Source organism: Escherichia sp. HH091_1A, assembly GCF_030295175.1.
Classification (GTDB): domain Bacteria; phylum Pseudomonadota; class Gammaproteobacteria; order Enterobacterales; family Enterobacteriaceae; genus Escherichia; species Escherichia coli_F.
This window is the reverse complement of record NZ_AP025747.1, coordinates 2,254,047-2,271,884: the sequence shown is the minus strand read 5'-3', so window position 1 is coordinate 2,271,884 and position 17,838 is coordinate 2,254,047. Positions and strand designations below refer to the sequence as shown.

Genomic DNA, 17,838 nt, shown 5'->3' with positions numbered 1-17,838 from the left:
CGCCGGTTCAGGCGGGCTTTTTTGTGGGGTGAATATGGCAGTAAAGATTTCAGGTGTCCTGAAGGACGGAGCGGGTGAGCCTGTCGTAAACTGTGCGATTGAATTGCGTGCCAGAAGAACCAGTCCGACAGTTGTGGTTAATATTGTGGCAACCTGTCTTACGGGAAGTGATGGCGGGTATACTATTAATGCTGAGCCGGGATTTTATGATGTATTTTTGTCCCGCTCAGGGCATCCTCCTGTAAAGGCGGGGGAAATTTATGTTGCACCGACAGATGAGCCGGATACGCTGAATGCTTTTCTGGATGCACCAAAGGAGGGTGATTTACGCCCTGAGGTAATGAAGCGTTTTGAGGAAATGGTAAATACCGTTGTTCGCTTGTCTGAGCAGGTGGTCAGTGACAGGGAGAGAGCAGAAACAGCTGCTGATGATGCAATCAATGCAGCAACATCTGCGGCGGTTAGTAAGGATGAGGCAGAAGAGCTAAAAAATCAGACACAGCAGAGCGCCGAAGCTGCAGCCGGAAACGCACAGCAGACGGCACAGGATGTGACGACAACCGCAACGGCCCGTGATGATGCGGAACGTTTTGCGGGTGAGGCAGAAAACAGCGCACAGTCATCAGGCACATCGCGGGATGAATCAGTCGATGCCGCCGAACGTGCCCGCCTTTATCATAATGCCGCATCATCAGCTGCAACCAGCGCGGAAAATGCAGCAAATGCTGCACTCGGGCATGAAAATAACGCTGCCGAATACGCCCGACAGGCTAAAGCCAGCCAGGATGCAGGTGCAGACAATGCGCAGGAAGCGAAACAGTACAGGGATGAGGCGCAGCAGATAGTTGATGACCTGAATGCAACAAATGCCTCCACGACAGAAAAAGGTCTGGTGCAACTGTGTAGTGATACGGACAACGACAGCGAGGAACTGGCTGCCACGCCAAAGGCTGTCAAAACCGTCATGGACGAGACGAAAACAAAAGCGCCACTGGACAGCCCGGCCTTCACCGGCACCCCAACCACCCCAACCCCACCGGATGATGCCGCCGGTCTGGAAGCAGCGAACGCAGCGTTTGTGCGCAAACTGCTTGCTGCGCTGGTTGGCTCATCGCCGGAAGTTCTGGACACCCTGAACGAGCTGGCAGCGGCGCTGGGCAATGACCCGAACTTTGCGACGACAATCACAAACGCGCTGGCAGGCAAACAACCGCTTAATGACGTCTTAACGGCAATCAGCGCACTGACGCAACGGTCAGATAATCTTCTGTACTTCAATACAGACGGGAATGCCTCACTGTCTCTGCTGTCAGAGAAGGGCCGCGCATTACTGGCGCATGACACAGCTGAAGCCATGCGCACGGAGCTTGAGCTGAAAGCAGCTGCGACGATGGAACCCCAGAGTGATATTCGCGACCGCACACCGGGCAGGCTGGCCCTGTCCGGGATGCATGGATTTGGTCAGGCATTCACCAGCGCCGACGCTCTGTCATTTAACGGACAGGCTGATTTCGTAGTATGGCTGCAGACAGTCACACCGGGGCGTTATGCGGTCAGTATTGCGGACTCCTCCACGCTGCTGAAGGGGACCACGAAATTTAACGGTATCATTGATGTGATGTGGTCACCCTCTGATAACGATGGTTCAGACTCAGCGCGTAAATTCAAAATGCTGCTGTACTACAACCAGTATTACGAGGATGAGCACAGCATACATTGTATGCGTTATCGCTACAGTGGTAACAGCTGGAATGCAACATCAAGCCTTATTGTGTATGACGGCAACTCCCTGGCATATCTGATGTCCTCAACCGCCGGTAATGGTCCGTTCTCATATTACCAATACCCGGCCGTCGGTGTGCCGATTATGGCGGTATATCAGGGAGAAAGTTTTGGTGAAAATGCTTCTCTGGGACTCGGTGATACTGTGCCGGGTTCCCGTCTTGGTCCTCTGGCCATGAGTGCACCGGTTAGTGATACAGGGACATACGCATCCTCACCGCAGGTTGTGATTGGCGGTGCCGGTGAATACAACTTCCCCGGTCGTTACACGGCGCTTTCGGGCCTGGGTAACAATTATGGTACTCAGCGTGGCTTTATCGGTCTTTTTGTACGCATTGAGTAATGAGGAAATCAGGCATGAAAATCAGAGCGGTGAAAGGCATCAGAAACGCACATTATCTTGAAAATGGTGCGGTTGACTGCGAGGTGTTATTTGAAGGTGAAACGGAGTTCGCCCTGTATACTGCCATACAGGATGATATGGCCCCGACAGGCCAGCATGTCTGGCAGGAGCTGCAAAGCGGGAAATGGGGCGAAATCGCCCCGTTCACCGTCACGCCGGAACTTATTGCAGCGGCAAAGGATGCCAAAAGGCGGGAAATTGAGGCATGGCGCGACAGTCAGGAAAACGTTGAGTTTATTTTCACGTTTGATGGCCGTCGTTTTGATGGCGGAAAAACCTCGCAGTCACGCCTTGCCCCCGTGGTTGCAACAGCGCAGGCCGGACTGCTTCCGGATGGTTTTTTCTGGACTGATGCGGATAATAACAACGTCGTACTGACCAGGGAGAAACTTATTGCGCTGAACGATGCCATGATGGTGGCCATGGTGGCGGAGGGCTTTAAAATCCACGAACGCCAGCGCGAGATGAAGGAACAACTGAATAATCTGAATGACTTGGCTTCAATTCGAGCGCTTGACGTTACGTAATAAAAATCACTGATATGCCAGCCCCTTGTAAAGATATTGATCAGGGTTGTTTTGATGTGAATTAGATTTACATGGGGTGCTTTGGGGCATGTATGGGACAGAAATGTCTGTTTTGGGACATTTTGGGGCATGGTTGGGACACTATAACACATACGAACTTAACCGAATTTCGTATGGTGTTAATTTTTAACGTGTTGAATACACTAGAGAAAGCGAATGCTCTTAGGCGTTCTTTAGTGATTTTTAAAATAGTCCTGTCATGCAGTTAAAGTGGCGGGCATACTCTTCAAGGCTGGTGATCCCCAACCGCACCCATTTAGGATGCGACCATTGCGGCAGACCGATGTAAATCATAATGCGTTGAGGATCTCTTCCACACTGCGCACACGGGCGATGCGTGGGTAGATATGGTTGATGCTGTTATTATGCTGCTCAGCGCTGGCGGCGCTGCAGGCGTCTTCGGCAATCACCAGATTAAAACCAAGTTCCCAGGCATTGCGGGCGGTGGATTCAACACCGATATTGGTCGAGATCCCACATAATACTATTGTATCGATACCCCGGCGGCGTAATTGCAACTCCAGATCCGTACCGTAAAACGCACCCCATTGACGTTTGATGATTTCAATATCGCTGTCTGTTGCACCCAATGCAGCAGGATGTTGCCACCAATTTTCGGGCAACACTTTAGCGGGGGAGGAGGCATCAACCGGCTGTTTTAATGCTTCGGCGTAATCGGTAGACCAACCAACGCGCACCAGAAACACGGGCTGACCGTTCGCGCGAAATTTCGCCGCCAGCTTCCCTGCTCGATTAACCACCTCATCGGCAGTATGAGGACCACCGGCAAAAGGTAAGATGCCTTCTTGTAAGTCAATTACCACCAGCGCAGTGGTATTAGCATTCAGTTCAAGCATATTGTCTCCTGATAAAACAAAATCGTGCCTCTCACCTTAATGCGATTAGCCGATGGCGGAACGACAAATTTTGTTAATTTTTATGAGTTCGGGCAACACCTTTATAGCAAACTGGCGTAGAGTCTGATTTCAGGCCCGATATAAAGTGGTAACGAGGCGTTCCAGCGCGGGCCAGGCTCTTACGGTGCGGCAGAATTTCCAGTATAATAGCCGCCTTTTTTCATTCAGTTGTGACATACAGCTAACGCTGCGACTTGGTCACCTGCGCAGCAGGGGGCATCCGCCGGCAGCTAAGTTAAGGGATATCTCATGCGTACAGAATATTGTGGACAGCTCCGTTTGTCCCACGTGGGGCAGCAGGTGACTCTGTGTGGTTGGGTCAACCGTCGTCGTGATCTTGGTAGCCTGATCTTCATCGATATGCGCGACCGCGAAGGTATCGTGCAGGTATTTTTCGATCCGGATCGTGCGGACGCGTTAAAGCTGGCCTCTGAACTGCGTAATGAGTTCTGCATTCAGGTCACGGGCACCGTACGTGCGCGTGATGAAAAAAATATCAACCGCGATATGGCGACCGGCGAAATCGAAGTGCTGGCCTCCTCGCTGACCATCATCAACCGCGCAGACGTTCTGCCGCTTGACTCTAACCACGTCAACACCGAAGAAGCGCGTCTGAAATACCGCTACCTCGACCTGCGTCGCCCGGAAATGGCTCAGCGCCTGAAAACCCGCGCTAAAATCACCAGCCTGGTGCGCCGTTTTATGGATGACCACGGCTTCCTTGACATCGAAACTCCGATGCTGACCAAAGCCACGCCGGAAGGCGCACGTGACTACCTGGTGCCTTCTCGTGTGCACAAAGGGAAATTCTACGCACTGCCGCAGTCTCCGCAGCTGTTCAAACAGCTGCTGATGATGTCCGGTTTTGACCGCTACTATCAGATTGTAAAATGCTTCCGTGACGAAGACCTGCGTGCTGATCGTCAGCCTGAATTCACCCAGATCGATGTGGAAACCTCTTTCATGACCGCGCCGCAAGTGCGTGAAGTGATGGAAGCGCTGGTACGCCATTTGTGGCTGGAAGTGAAGGGCGTGGATCTCGGTGATTTCCCTGTAATGACCTTTGCGGAAGCAGAACGCCGTTATGGTTCTGATAAACCGGATCTGCGTAACCCGATGGAACTGACTGACGTTGCCGATCTGCTGAAATCCGTTGAGTTCGCGGTATTCGCAGGTCCGGCGAACGATCCGAAAGGCCGCGTTGCTGCTCTGCGTGTTCCGGGTGGCGCATCGCTGACCCGTAAGCAGATCGACGAATACGGTAACTTCGTTAAAATCTACGGCGCGAAAGGTCTGGCGTACATCAAAGTTAACGAACGTGCGAAAGGTCTGGAAGGTATCAACAGCCCGGTAGCGAAGTTCCTCAACGCTGAAATCATCGAAGCCATCCTGGATCGTACTGCCGCGCAAGATGGCGATATGATTTTCTTCGGTGCTGATAACAAGAAAATTGTTGCCGACGCGATGGGCGCATTGCGTCTGAAAGTGGGTAAAGACCTTGGTCTGACCGACGAAAGCAAATGGGCACCGCTATGGGTTATCGACTTCCCGATGTTTGAAGACGACGGTGAAGGCGGCCTGACGGCAATGCACCATCCGTTCACCTCACCGAAAGATATGACGGCGGCAGAGTTGAAAGCTGCACCGGAAAATGCGGTGGCGAACGCTTACGATATGGTCATCAATGGTTACGAAGTGGGCGGTGGTTCTGTGCGTATCCATAATGGGGATATGCAGCAGACGGTGTTTGGTATTCTGGGGATCAACGAAGAGGAACAGCGCGAGAAATTCGGCTTCCTGCTCGACGCCCTGAAATACGGTACTCCGCCGCACGCAGGTCTGGCATTCGGTCTTGACCGTCTGACCATGCTGCTGACCGGTACCGACAACATCCGTGACGTTATCGCCTTCCCGAAAACCACGGCGGCAGCGTGTCTGATGACCGAAGCGCCAAGCTTTGCTAACCCGACTGCTCTGTCCGAGCTGAGCATTCAGGTTGTGAAGAAGGCAGAGAATAATTGATATGACTTATAAGCGTCCCGTTTCTATTCTGGTGGTTATTTATGCGCAAGATACGAAACGGGTGCTGATGTTACAGCGGCGTGATGATCCCGATTTCTGGCAGTCAGTAACCGGCAGTGTGGAAGAGGGGGAAACCGCGCCGCAAGCCGCCATGCGCGAAGTAAAGGAAGAGGTCACCATTGATGTTGTCGCTGAACAACTGACCTTAATTGACTGTCAGCGCACGGTGGAGTTTGAAATTTTTTCACATTTACGTCATCGCTATGCGCCGGGCGTAACGCGTAATACGGAATCTTGGTTCTGTCTTGCACTCCCGCACGAGCGCCAGATCGTTTTCACTGAACATCTGGCCTACAAGTGGCTTGATGCGCATGCTGCGGCGGCGCTCACAAAGTCATGGAGCAACCGGCAGGCGATTGAACAGTTTGTAATTAACGCTGCCTGAACAGGCAGGGCTATCTGGAGATATTTTTATGGCAGGTCATAGTAAATGGGCCAACACCAGACATCGTAAAGCTGCGCAGGATGCTAAGCGCGGTAAAATCTTCACTAAAATCATTCGTGAGCTGGTAACCGCGGCTAAGTTGGGCGGTGGCGATCCGGATGCTAACCCGCGTCTGCGAGCAGCTATTGATAAAGCACTGTCTAACAACATGACCCGTGACACCCTGAACCGCGCAATTGCCCGTGGTGTGGGTGGTGATGATGATGCAAACATGGAAACCATCATCTACGAAGGTTACGGTCCTGGCGGCACGGCAATCATGATTGAATGTCTGTCTGATAACCGCAACCGTACCGTTGCTGAAGTGCGTCACGCATTCAGCAAATGTGGCGGTAACCTCGGTACTGATGGTTCCGTAGCCTATCTGTTCAGCAAAAAAGGCGTGATCTCCTTTGAGAAAGGCGATGAAGACACCATCATGGAAGCAGCTCTGGAAGCTGGTGCTGAAGATGTTGTGACCTATGATGATGGCGCGATTGACGTCTACACTGCATGGGAGGAAATGGGCAAAGTACGCGACGCTCTGGAAGCTGCAGGTCTGAAAGCAGACAGCGCGGAAGTTTCCATGATCCCGTCCACCAAAGCTGATATGGATGCAGAAACCGCACCGAAACTGATGCGTCTGATCGATATGCTGGAAGATTGCGACGACGTGCAGGAAGTCTACCATAACGGTGAAATCTCTGATGAGGTTGCAGCGACTCTCTGATGAGGCCTGCTAAACAGCAAAACGGAGACGCGTGATGGCTATTATTCTCGGCATTGACCCGGGTTCGCGCGTGACCGGCTATGGCGTCATCCGCCAGGTGGGCAGGCAGCTGTCCTACCTGGGTAGCGGATGTATACGCACCAAAGTGGATGATTTACCGTCTCGTCTTAAGCTCATCTATGCGGGCGTGACGGAAATCATCACCCAGTTCCAGCCTGATTATTTCGCCATTGAACAAGTCTTTATGGCGAAGAACGCTGACTCGGCCCTGAAGCTGGGGCAGGCGCGTGGCGTGGCGATTGTGGCGGCGGTGAATCAGGAATTACCGGTATTTGAATACGCGGCACGTCAGGTAAAGCAAACGGTGGTAGGTATTGGTAGTGCCGAAAAAAGCCAGGTGCAGCATATGGTTCGCACCTTGCTGAAACTCCCCGCTAATCCTCAGGCGGATGCCGCTGATGCGCTGGCAATTGCCATCACCCACTGCCACGTTAGTCAGAATGCGATGCAGATGAGCGAATCGCGGCTGAACCTGGCGAGAGGGCGACTGCGTTAAGTTATACCGCCTCGGTCAATTCAGGCTGAGGCGTTTCTACTCCCTCCGCATGAATCAACACCAAACCCGGATGATGCCACAAACTGGCTGGCGTGACGGTTTTACGCTCCCACGGAATAGAACCTAAGAACCAGAATTTCCAGAAAGTGAGTTTTGCATTCGGATTGCTATTTAACAGTTCTCCAAACGTCTCAATTTCACCCACCGGGATACATAGCGCCTCTTTATAAATATCAAAAACGAATTTTGAACAGAACTGGCGGGAAGATTCGTATTTAAAACCGGTGTGGTAGAACTTATGCAACCGGGCAGGGACCTTTTCGACAAGAGCAAGTTTCTGCTCTGCGGTTAAACCTCCTGCCAGGCGGCGAACACCGTAGCGTTGATCGGTCGACCGTTCAATAAATCGTGACAAAGTTGTGATTGTGGAGAGCGGAACTCGACTCTCCGCAACCAGGTAATCATCACCGTCATGTCCGATGATTATCCCCACATGGTTGCTCCAGCATTTCGAGGCTGCAGAGATTTGCCCAAACAGGCGAGCACCGATGCAGGTAAAAACAATATCACCGGTTTCATATTTAGCTGGGTAATTTATTTTCACTATATCAATCCATTATTTATATATAAAACAGCATCTATCTTTCGTGATGGTAAAGCATTAGCATTGTATTGTAATAATGACAAGGAATGTTTTATGCGGTTATTTATTAATGTGATAATTATAGTTTCGATCAGTCAATGCGTGAATGTATTTGCTCAAGATAATGTCATTCGCTATCCCTGGCGATATGGACGTATTTCTTTAAATGAGAATAATGAGTTTGTGCCTCAAATTATTCATATGCGTGATGATATCTACGGCGTGGGTGAAGCTGGTGCAAGCCTTAACGATGCGAGAATGGCGCAAAGTGGTGTCACCGTGAGGCTTAGCGTTATACAGCAGGGGCAGGTGGTGAATGCTTTACTGGATTTCTACAATAGCAATAATCAACCTGCTTATATCTTTGAAGGTGGTTTGATGCCTTGCAATAAAGCCTTTGACATCACAACAAGCAACATTGTCCTTGATGGGATGTGTGGAATTTATGATGGGGTCGATGGCTGGCAAGTTATTCCTGCGGGTGATCATTATAAAGAATCATTTTCACTCACTCAGGCTTTTGAATTTCTGCCGGGAAAACATCATTATAAAATTAATGCCGGAAGTTTTATCATCAGAGTGGGGGATGATATTTTTGCAAGAGAGGACGCCGAAAGCATTCTTTTTGATTTGATTAACTGGCGATATGGCTATGTGCTAAAAAGTTATGAAAGGGTGTCGAAGGGGGATTTGATGGCAGGATATTATGCTCTGTATGAATACTCAGGCGCTGACATAATTGATGAGTATGATATTTACTCAAACCAGGTCTCGATTGATCTTAATGGTGACGAGTTAGCGCATACGGAGTCATATCAGTGGCGTATTGATAGTGGAATGATCCCGCAAAAATTCAGCGTTCAGGGACTCGCTGAATGATTAGTCCTCTACCTGCTTGCCAGATACAGAGGCGCGGATGAATTTATCAAGCGTATTCAATCAGCTTTTAATCTCATTTGCTCTTGCCGGGACGTTGATATTAAGCATCTATCTCATGGAAGCTCACTACCCACGTTTCAGGAAGCCAATTGCGCTCTTTTACTTCTTTTTAGCGATTTATACCAGTTATGCTGCCGTTCAGGAGTATGAGTACCACCGCAATAGCTTGACTACGCTCGCAAAAGTTTCTTCGATTCGTTATACCAGTAATTTTAAGCGTAGCGCCTCGCACTCCTGCAATTTACTGCGGGGAGGAAGGATTGATTGCTCGGGGCTGTATGCCTATGACCTGACCTGGCAGATTGACGGTAAGACATGGAATTTGCATGTTGAGGACAAGCGTATAAAACCAGGAATCACCATGTGCGTGAAGGTTGTAAAAGATCGCCCCGCCATCGGGAAACCCTGTGAAAACGTGTTTTTCAATATCAGCCCTTTGCCGATTCTGATAGCTATATGGGCAATAAGCGCATTTATATTTGCGGTCTTACTCCTTCACCAACTAAAAAAATGCCGCGAATGGAAGCACGCCAGCAAGGAACGTGGAAAAATTGGCCATTAGAAGTCAAAGAAAGAGTGCGATGTAAGGTGATTCATAGAAAATTTCAGATACCGTGAGCCAAAGGATTATCAGTTCTGAAATGATTTAATATCATCCCTCGCTGGATATCTATCCAGCATTTTTTTATCATACAGCATTATCTTTGATTCATTACGCAGGAGCGTCATGTGATAGGCAGACTCAGAGGCATCATCATTGAAAAACAACCCCCGCTGGTATTAATTGAAGTGGGCGGCGTAGGCTATGAAGTGCATATGCCGATGACCTGTTTTTATGAACTCCCTGAAGCGGGTCAGGAAGCGATCGTTTTCACCCACTTTGTGGTGCGTGAAGACGCGCAACTGCTGTACGGTTTTAACAATAAACAAGAGCGCACGTTGTTCAAAGAGTTGATCAAAACCAACGGCGTTGGGCCTAAACTGGCATTGGCAATCCTCTCCGGAATGTCAGCGCAGCAGTTCGTTAATGCCGTTGAGCGTGAAGAAGTCGGGGCTCTGGTGAAACTGCCGGGTATTGGCAAAAAAACCGCCGAACGCTTGATTGTCGAAATGAAAGACCGATTTAAAGGTTTACATGGCGATCTCTTTACGCCAGCTGCCGACCTGGTACTCACGTCACCTGCCAGCCCGGCGACCGACGATGCTGAACAGGAAGCGGTTGCCGCGTTGGTGGCGCTGGGCTATAAACCACAAGAAGCAAGCCGGATGGTGAGCAAAATCGCTCGCCCTGACGCCAGCAGTGAAACATTAATTCGTGAAGCCCTGCGCGCCGCGTTATGAGGTAAAGGATGATTGAAGCAGACCGTCTGATTTCTGCCGGTACCACTTTGCCGGAAGATGTGGCAGATCGCGCCATTCGCCCTAAATTACTGGAAGAGTATGTTGGTCAACCGCAGGTTCGTTCACAGATGGAGATTTTCATCAAAGCAGCGAAACTGCGCGGAGATGCCCTCGATCATCTGTTGATTTTTGGTCCTCCTGGTTTAGGTAAAACTACGCTTGCCAACATTGTCGCCAATGAAATGGGCGTGAATTTACGCACGACTTCCGGTCCAGTGCTGGAAAAGGCGGGCGATCTGGCAGCGATGCTCACTAACCTTGAACCGCATGACGTGCTGTTTATTGATGAGATCCACCGTCTTTCGCCAGTGGTGGAAGAGGTGTTGTATCCGGCAATGGAAGACTACCAACTGGATATTATGATTGGTGAAGGTCCGGCGGCACGCTCCATTAAAATTGATTTGCCGCCGTTTACCCTGATTGGTGCAACCACGCGCGCAGGTTCGCTGACATCACCGTTGCGCGATCGTTTTGGTATTGTGCAACGTCTGGAGTTTTATCAGGTGCCGGATCTGCAATATATCGTCAGTCGTAGTGCCCGTTTTATGGGGCTTGAGATGAGTGATGACGGCGCGTTGGAAGTTGCTCGCCGGGCGCGTGGTACGCCACGTATTGCCAACCGTCTGCTGCGTCGTGTTCGCGATTTTGCCGAAGTGAAGCACGATGGCACCATCTCGGCGGATATCGCCGCCCAGGCACTGGATATGCTGAATGTTGATGCTGAAGGTTTCGATTATATGGACCGCAAATTGTTGCTGGCGGTAATCGATAAGTTCTTTGGTGGGCCGGTAGGCCTGGATAACCTGGCGGCAGCTATTGGTGAAGAACGTGAAACCATTGAGGATGTACTGGAACCTTATTTGATTCAGCAAGGCTTTTTGCAGCGTACACCGCGCGGGCGTATGGCGACAGTGCGGGCGTGGAACCACTTCGGCATCACGCCACCAGAAATGCCTTAAGTTGAATAAGGCATTCAAGCCGCTTCCGACATTGGCGATAAGCCTGATGCGACGCTGTTCGCGTCTTATCAGGCCTTGTATTATCCCTCCTGTGCAGAGAAAATCGGCCAGTTTTCTCTGCCTGCAGTCCGCATGCCGTATCGGGCCTTAGGTTTTCAACCTGTTGCGTAGATTTATGCAGCGGACTGCCTTTCTCCCAAAGTGATAAACCGGACAGTATCATGGACCGGTTTTCCCGGTAATCCGTATTTGCAAGGTTGGTTTCACGATGGAACATGAACTTCATTATATCGGTATCGACACCGCTAAAGAGAAACTGGATGTCGATGTGTTGCGTCCTGATGGTCGTCATCGCACCAAAAAATTCGCTAACACCACTAAAGGGCACGATGAGCTGGTGAGCTGGCTGAAGGGTCACAAGATTGACCATGCGCATATCTGCATCGAAGCGACCGGCACCTATATGGAACCTGTCGCAGAGTGCCTTTACGATGCAGGCTACATAGTGTCAGTCATTAATCCTGCGTTGGGTAAAGCTTTCGCTCAGAGTGAAGGACTGCGTAACAAGACTGATACCGTGGATGCGCGCATGCTGGCAGAGTTCTGTCGTCAGAAGCGCCCTGCAGCCTGGGAAGCGCCTCACCCGCTTGAACGCGCGTTGCGTGCCCTGGTAGTACGCCACCAGGCGCTGACAGATATGCACACGCAGGAACTGAACCGCACTGAAACGGCGCGGGAAGTCCAGAGACCGAGCATTGATGCTCACCTTCTGTGGCTTGAAGCAGAGCTGAAGCGTCTTGAGAAGCAGATAAAAGACCTGACAGACGATGATCCGGATATGAAACACCGCAGGAAACTGCTGGAAAGTATCCCGGGTATCGGAGAGAAAACATCTGCGGTATTACTGGCTTATATCGGTCTGAAGGACCGCTTCGCCCATGCCAGACAGTTCGCCGCTTTTGCGGGTCTGACACCACGGCGTTATGAATCAGGCAGTAGTGTGAGAGGGGCAAGCCGGTTGAGTAAAGCCGGACATGTGTCGCTTCGCAGGGCGTTGTATATGCCTGCAATGGTAGCCACCAGTAAGACTGAGTGGGGACGGGCGTTCCGCGACCGTCTGGCGGCTAATGGCAAGAAAGGAAAAGTGATTCTCGGCGCGATGATGCGCAAGCTGGCACAGGTGGCGTATGGAGTGCTGAAGTCAGGCGTACCGTTCGATGCGTCACGGCATAATCCGGTAGCTGCGTAAAAATCGCGGAAGGGATGAAAAAAACAGCGCCTGACGGCGCTGTGTCTGGCATGCCTGCAATCTGGGAAACCAGGGTAGAAAAAAACTTGCAGGCCATAACAGTATCTACCAAAAGTAGCGAACCGTAGGTCGGATAAGGCGCTCGCGCCGCATCCGACAAATGTGTTCAGCGACATATTAGCTGGCCTGCTTTTTCATCATACTGATAATAAATAACAGTGCCGCACATAGCACTACCGACGGACCCGCCGGCGTATCGTAAAATGCGGAAAAGGTTAAACCGCCAGTTACCGCAACCATCCCCACCAAAACCGCGACACCCGCCATCTGTTCCGGCGTGCGGGCAAAGCGACGCGCAGTAGCTGCAGGAATAATCAGCAACGAAGTAATAATCAACGCGCCGACAAATTTCATCGCTACACCAATCGTCAATGCTGTCACCAGCATCAACAACAATTTCACGCGCTGTAATTTCACACCATCAACAAACGCCAGATCCGGGCTAATCGTCATTGACAGCAAATTGCGCCATTGCCAGAACAGAATCGCCACTACGATGACCACGCCAATCGCAATAGAGATGAGATCTTCTGGCGTCACTGCCAGCAAATCACCGAACAGGTAAGCCATCAAATCAACACGAATGTTAGACATCAGACTAACGACCACCAGGCCCAGCGACAGGGCACTGTGCGCCATAATCCCTAATAACGTGTCGATCGCCAGCTGTGGGCGCTTCTCCAGCCATACCAGACCGCCCGCCAGCAGCAGCGTAACGGCAATTACCGCATAGAATGGATTCACGTCCAGCAACAAACCAAACGCGACGCCAAGTAATGAGGCATGAGCCAGTGTATCACCGAAATAAGACATACGACGCCAGACCACAAACGAACCCAGCGGACCCGCGGCACAGGCGAGCATGATCCCGGCTAACCAACCAGGAAAAAGTAATTCAATCATGAGCGATCATTTCCCCGACGCAGAACAATTCGCCCCTGTAAATCGTGACGATGATTATGATGATGGCGATAGATACCCAGTTGTTCAGCTCCACGAGGACCAAACATTGAAATAAACTCCGGATGCAGGGAAACAACTTCCGGTGTGCCGGAACAACAAATGTGGTGATTCAGGCAAAGCACTTCATCGGTTTTTGCCATTACCAAATGCAGATCGTGAGACACCATTAAAACGCCACAATCCAGTTCGCGACGCAGTTGGTCAATAAGGTCATACAGCGCTACCTGACCATTTACATCCACGCCCTGAGTGGGTTCATCCAGCACTAATAATTGCGGTCGATTTAACAATGCTCGTGCTAACAGTACACGCTGCGTTTCGCCACCAGAGAGCTTTTGCATCGGTGCGTTAATAAGATGCCCGGCCTGGACACGTTTCAGTGCAGGCAAAATATCTTCTTTATGTGTTCCAGGGCGTAAGCGTAAAAAACGGTTTACGGTCAGTGGCAAAGTGGTGTCGAGATACAGCTTCTGCGGTACATAGCCGATGCGCAGTTTTCCGTTGCGCTTGATAACCCCTTCATCGGGTGTTACCAGCCCGAGCACTACCCGTACCAGTGTCGACTTACCTGCGCCATTTGGCCCAAGTAAAGTCAAAATTTTTCCAGGTTTAAGTTCCAGCGACACATCAGAGAGGACGCGGCGTTGGCCAAAAGAAACCGAGACATTTTCCAGGGAAACCAGACTTGTCATGTTAATTTTAGTCTTGCAGTAGTCATGAAATGTTATAATATCACACTTCTCATATTCATTACGATGATTGGTCGCATTATGTTACATAAAAAAACGCTTCTTTTCGCAGCATTATCTGCCGCTCTCTGGGGCGGTGCAACTCAGGCCGCAGATGCCGCCGTTGTCGCTTCGCTTAAACCCATTGGGTTCATCGCATCTGCCATTGCTGATGGGGTAACAGAAACGGAGGTTTTACTTCCTGACGGCGCTTCAGAACATGATTATTCACTGCGTCCATCAGATGTAAAACGCTTACAGAACGCGGACTTAGTTGTTTGGGTTGGCCCGGAGATGGAAGCGTTCATGCAAAAACCGGTAAGTAAATTACCTGAAGCCAAACAGGTAACGATTGCGCAGCTAGAGAATGTGAAACCGCTGCTGATGAAAAGTATTCACGGAGATGATGATGATCACGACCACGCAGAAAAAAGTGACGAAGATCACCATCACGGCGATTTCAACATGCATCTTTGGCTTTCCCCAGAGATAGCGCGGGCTACAGCGGTTGCAATCCATGGAAAATTAGTGGAACTTATGCCGCAAAGTCGAGCCAAACTTGACGCCAACCTGAAGGATTTTGAGGCACAATTAGCCTCAACCGAAAAGCAGGTTGGTAACGAGCTCGCGCCGCTCAAGGGGAAAGGTTATTTCGTTTTTCACGATGCTTACGGCTATTTCGAAAAACAGTTCGGACTGACACCGCTTGGTCATTTTACCGTTAACCCTGAGATTCAACCTGGCGCGCAGCGTTTACATGAAATAAGAACACAGTTGGTTGAGCAAAAAGCAACCTGCGTTTTTGCTGAGCCACAGTTCAGGCCAGCGGTCGTTGAGAGCGTCGCACGAGGGACATCCGTTCGTATGGGAACGTTGGATCCCCTGGGGACGAATATCAAACTGGGTAAAACAAGCTATTCAGAATTCCTGAATCAATTAGCCAACCAGTATGCGAGCTGCCTGAAAGGAGATTAATGAGGAAGTGATTACGTGCAACAGATAGCCCGCTCTGTCGCCCTGGCGTTTAATAATTTACCGCGACCACACCGCGTTATGTTGGGGTCGCTCACCGTTCTTACTCTGGCCGTCGCTGTCTGGCGGCCCTATGTTTATCACCGCGATGCCACGCCAATTGTCAAAACCATTGAGCTGGAACAGAACGAAATTCGTTCGCTCTTACCTGAAGCCAGTGAGCCGATTGATCAAGCTGCACAAGAAGATGAAGCCATTCCCCAGGATGAACTGGATGACAAAATCGCCGGTGAAGCGGGCGTGCATGAATATGTTGTTTCCACTGGCGATACGCTAAGCAGCATTCTCAATCAGTATGGTATTGATATGGGTGATATCACCCAACTGGCTGCTGCCGACAAAGAATTGCGTAACCTGAAAATCGGTCAACAACTTTCCTGGACATTAACCGCGGACGGCGAACTGCAGCGCCTCACCTGGGAAGTGTCTCGTCGTGAAACCCGAACCTATGACCGTACTGCCGCTAACGGTTTTAAAATGACCAGCGAAATGCAGCAAGGGGAATGGGTTAACAATCTGCTGAAAGGTACTGTCGGAGGAAGTTTTGTTGCCAGCGCCAGAAACGCCGGTTTAACCAGCGCCGAAGTGAGCGCTGTGATTAAAGCTATGCAGTGGCAAATGGATTTCCGCAAACTGAAAAAAGGCGATGAATTTGCGGTGTTAATGTCACGAGAAATGCTTGATGGCAAACGTGAGCAAAGTCAGCTGCTGGGCGTACGTTTGCGTTCAGAAGGTAAAGATTATTACGCAATCCGCGCTGAAGATGGCAAATTCTACGACCGTAACGGCACTGGTCTGGCGAAAGGATTCTTGCGATTCCCGACGGCGAAACAATTCCGTATCTCTTCTAACTTTAACCCGCGTCGTACTAACCCGGTGACTGGTCGCGTTGCACCGCACAGAGGTGTTGATTTCGCCATGCCACAGGGTACGCCAGTACTTTCAGTGGGTGACGGTGAAGTGGTGGTTGCCAAACGCAGTGGCGCAGCAGGTTATTATGTGGCTATTCGTCATGGTCGCAGCTACACCACGCGTTATATGCACTTGCGCAAGATTCTGGTGAAACCAGGACAGAAAGTGAAACGTGGCGACCGTATCGCGCTTTCCGGTAATACCGGACGTTCAACCGGGCCGCATCTGCACTATGAAGTATGGATAAACCAGCAGGCCGTAAACCCGTTGACGGCAAAACTGCCGCGTACCGAAGGACTGACTGGATCCGATCGTCGCGAATTCCTGGCGCAGGCCAAAGAGATTGTGCCACAGCTACGGTTTGATTAATTAACATCCATTCGCAGCCGGTACGCAGTCAGTACCGGCTTTTTTATTTGGTGCGGGGCAAGTTGCGCCGCTACACTATCACCAGATTGATTTTTGCCTTATCCGAAACTGGAAAAGCATGGAAACGAAAAAAAATAATAGCGAATACATTCCTGAGTTTGATAAATCCTTTCGCCACCCGCGCTACTGGGGTGCATGGCTGGGCGTAGCAGCGATGGCGGGTATCGCTTTAACGCCACCAAAGTTCCGTGATCCCATTCTGGCACGGCTGGGACGTTTTGCCGGACGACTGGGAAAAAGCTCACGCCGTCGTGCGTTAATCAATCTGTCGCTCTGCTTTCCAGAACGTAGTGAAGCTGAACGCGAAGCGATTGTTGATGAGATGTTTGCCACTGCGCCGCAAGCGATGGCAATGATGGCTGAGTTGGCAATACGCGGGCCGGAGAAAATTCAGCCGCGCGTTGACTGGCAAGGGCTGGAGATCATCGAAGAGATGCGGCGTAATAACGAGAAAGTGATTTTTCTGGTGCCGCACGGTTGGGCCGTCGATATCCCGGCCATGCTGATGGCCTCGCAAGGGCAGAAAATGGCAGCGATGTTCCATAATCAGGGCAACCCGGTTTTTGATTATGTCTGGAACACGGTGCGTCGTCGCTTTGGCGGTCGTCTGCATGCGAGAAATGATGGTATTAAGCCTTTCATCCAGTCGGTACGTCAGGGCTACTGGGGATATTATTTACCCGATCAGGATCATGGTCCAGAGCACAGCGAATTTGTTGATTTCTTTGCCACCTATAAAGCGACGTTGCCCGCGATTGGTCGTTTGATGAAAGTGTGTCGTGCGCGCGTTGTACCGCTGTTTCCGATTTATGATGGCAAGACGCATCGTCTGACGATTCAGGTGCGCCCACCGATGGATGATCTGTTAGAGGCGGATGATCATACGATTGCGCGGCGGATGAATGAAGAAGTCGAGATTTTTGTTGGTCCGCGACCAGAACAATACACCTGGATATTAAAATTGCTGAAAACTCGCAAACCGGGCGAAATCCAACCGTATAAGCGCAAAGATCTTTATCCCATCAAATAAAAAAAGCCTCTC

General features: G+C 50.6%; 18 protein-coding genes and 1 pseudogene. 14 read left to right on the top strand and 5 right to left on the bottom strand.

Annotation, left to right across the window (positions count from 1 at the left end; all coding sequences use genetic code 11):
- Positions 1 to 34: 34 nt before the first annotated feature.
- Together QUF14_RS11290 and QUF14_RS11285 are read left to right on the top strand one after the other, a co-directional pair.
- Complete coding sequence (locus tag QUF14_RS11290) at positions 35 to 2,125, top strand: prophage tail fiber N-terminal domain-containing protein (RefSeq protein ID WP_286333514.1); 2,091 nt, start codon at positions 35 to 37, stop codon at positions 2,123 to 2,125.
- Between the two features lie 14 nt (positions 2,126 to 2,139).
- Positions 2,140 to 2,712: a DUF4376 domain-containing protein gene (locus tag QUF14_RS11285; RefSeq protein ID WP_065225639.1), complete on the top strand. Its 573-nt coding sequence runs from the start codon at positions 2,140 to 2,142 to the stop codon at positions 2,710 to 2,712.
- 252 nt (positions 2,713 to 2,964) lie between these two features.
- On the opposite strand, the pseudogene QUF14_RS11280 reads toward QUF14_RS11285, so the two are convergent.
- Positions 2,965 to 3,066 (bottom strand): annotated as a pseudogene (locus tag QUF14_RS11280) (DUF72 domain-containing protein); the annotation flags it as partial.
- The gene (locus QUF14_RS11275; RefSeq protein WP_000891650.1) at positions 3,063 to 3,629 is read right to left on the bottom strand and encodes a hydrolase; all 567 of its coding nucleotides are present in this window, start codon (positions 3,627 to 3,629) and stop codon (positions 3,063 to 3,065) included. The pseudogene QUF14_RS11280 and the gene QUF14_RS11275, both read right to left, overlap by 4 nt.
- Positions 3,630 to 3,938: 309 nt before the next feature.
- On the opposite strand from QUF14_RS11275, the gene aspS reads away from it, so the two are divergent.
- Genes aspS through ruvC form a run of 4 tightly spaced genes read left to right on the top strand, consistent with a single transcriptional unit; the run spans position 3,939 to position 7,481 of the window.
- Positions 3,939 to 5,711, top strand: a complete 1,773-nt coding sequence (aspS, locus tag QUF14_RS11270; RefSeq protein WP_001258663.1) for an aspartate--tRNA ligase — start codon at positions 3,939 to 3,941, stop codon at positions 5,709 to 5,711.
- Positions 5,704 to 6,156 carry a dihydroneopterin triphosphate diphosphatase gene (gene nudB, locus QUF14_RS11265; protein WP_077626310.1) on the top strand — a complete coding sequence of 151 codons (453 nt, stop codon included), beginning with the start codon at positions 5,704 to 5,706 and terminating at the stop codon, positions 6,154 to 6,156. Before aspS ends, nudB begins: the two co-directional genes overlap by 8 nt.
- 28 nt (positions 6,157 to 6,184) lie before the next feature.
- Positions 6,185 to 6,925: a YebC/PmpR family DNA-binding transcriptional regulator gene (locus QUF14_RS11260; protein ID WP_000907234.1), complete on the top strand. Its 741-nt coding sequence runs from the start codon at positions 6,185 to 6,187 to the stop codon at positions 6,923 to 6,925.
- Positions 6,926 to 6,959: 34 nt separating this feature from the next.
- Positions 6,960 to 7,481: a crossover junction endodeoxyribonuclease RuvC gene (gene ruvC / locus QUF14_RS11255; protein WP_001295503.1), complete on the top strand. Its 522-nt coding sequence runs from the start codon at positions 6,960 to 6,962 to the stop codon at positions 7,479 to 7,481.
- Position 7,482: 1 nt separating this feature from the next.
- Here ruvC and QUF14_RS11250 read toward each other — a convergent pair whose 3' ends face one another.
- The gene (locus QUF14_RS11250) at positions 7,483 to 8,046 is read right to left on the bottom strand and encodes a YebB family permuted papain-like enzyme (RefSeq protein WP_235841534.1); all 564 of its coding nucleotides are present in this window, start codon (positions 8,044 to 8,046) and stop codon (positions 7,483 to 7,485) included.
- Between QUF14_RS11250 and QUF14_RS11245 the strand changes: the two genes are divergently transcribed.
- The 5 genes from QUF14_RS11245 (at position 7,954) to QUF14_RS11225 (ending at position 12,672) form a co-directional block, all read left to right on the top strand.
- Positions 7,954 to 9,003 (top strand): hypothetical protein, encoded by a 1,050-nt coding sequence (locus tag QUF14_RS11245; RefSeq protein WP_235841535.1) that lies wholly within the window; start codon positions 7,954 to 7,956, stop codon positions 9,001 to 9,003. The two genes, QUF14_RS11250 and QUF14_RS11245, sit on opposite strands and share 93 nt — an antisense overlap.
- 37 nt (positions 9,004 to 9,040) lie before the next feature.
- On the top strand, positions 9,041 to 9,625 hold the full coding sequence (locus QUF14_RS11240) for a hypothetical protein (RefSeq protein WP_001054409.1): 585 nt from the start codon (positions 9,041 to 9,043) through the stop codon (positions 9,623 to 9,625).
- Positions 9,626 to 9,792: 167 nt separating this feature from the next.
- Positions 9,793 to 10,404, top strand: a complete 612-nt coding sequence (gene ruvA, locus QUF14_RS11235) for a Holliday junction branch migration protein RuvA (protein ID WP_000580323.1) — start codon at positions 9,793 to 9,795, stop codon at positions 10,402 to 10,404.
- Between the two features lie 8 nt (positions 10,405 to 10,412).
- Complete coding sequence (ruvB, locus tag QUF14_RS11230; protein ID WP_000568522.1) at positions 10,413 to 11,423, top strand: Holliday junction branch migration DNA helicase RuvB; 1,011 nt, start codon at positions 10,413 to 10,415, stop codon at positions 11,421 to 11,423.
- Positions 11,424 to 11,691: 268 nt separating this feature from the next.
- Complete coding sequence (locus tag QUF14_RS11225; RefSeq protein WP_000399629.1) at positions 11,692 to 12,672, top strand: IS110-like element IS621 family transposase; 981 nt, start codon at positions 11,692 to 11,694, stop codon at positions 12,670 to 12,672.
- Positions 12,673 to 12,849: 177 nt separating this feature from the next.
- Here the strand turns inward: QUF14_RS11225 and znuB are convergent, their stop codons facing one another.
- Together znuB and znuC are read right to left on the bottom strand one after the other, a co-directional pair.
- On the bottom strand, positions 12,850 to 13,635 hold the full coding sequence (znuB, locus tag QUF14_RS11220; RefSeq protein ID WP_000571478.1) for a zinc ABC transporter permease subunit ZnuB: 786 nt from the start codon (positions 13,633 to 13,635) through the stop codon (positions 12,850 to 12,852).
- A complete protein-coding gene (gene znuC, locus QUF14_RS11215) occupies positions 13,632 to 14,387 on the bottom strand; it encodes a zinc ABC transporter ATP-binding protein ZnuC (protein WP_000202996.1) in 756 nt (251 codons plus the stop codon). The genes znuB and znuC overlap by 4 nt, the downstream gene beginning before the upstream one ends.
- Before the next feature lie 78 nt (positions 14,388 to 14,465).
- On the opposite strand from znuC, the gene znuA reads away from it, so the two are divergent.
- The 3 genes from znuA to lpxM all read left to right on the top strand — a co-directional run bounded on the left by znuA (position 14,466) and on the right by lpxM (position 17,826).
- A complete protein-coding gene (gene znuA, locus QUF14_RS11210; RefSeq protein ID WP_024212292.1) occupies positions 14,466 to 15,398 on the top strand; it encodes a zinc ABC transporter substrate-binding protein ZnuA in 933 nt (310 codons plus the stop codon).
- Positions 15,399 to 15,413: 15 nt separating this feature from the next.
- Entirely contained in the window at positions 15,414 to 16,736 is a 1,323-nt protein-coding gene (mepM, locus tag QUF14_RS11205; protein ID WP_001184045.1) for a murein DD-endopeptidase MepM, read from the top strand.
- 118 nt (positions 16,737 to 16,854) lie between these two features.
- Positions 16,855 to 17,826: a lauroyl-Kdo(2)-lipid IV(A) myristoyltransferase gene (lpxM, locus tag QUF14_RS11200; protein ID WP_000448381.1), complete on the top strand. Its 972-nt coding sequence runs from the start codon at positions 16,855 to 16,857 to the stop codon at positions 17,824 to 17,826.
- Positions 17,827 to 17,838: the final 12 nt, after the last annotated feature.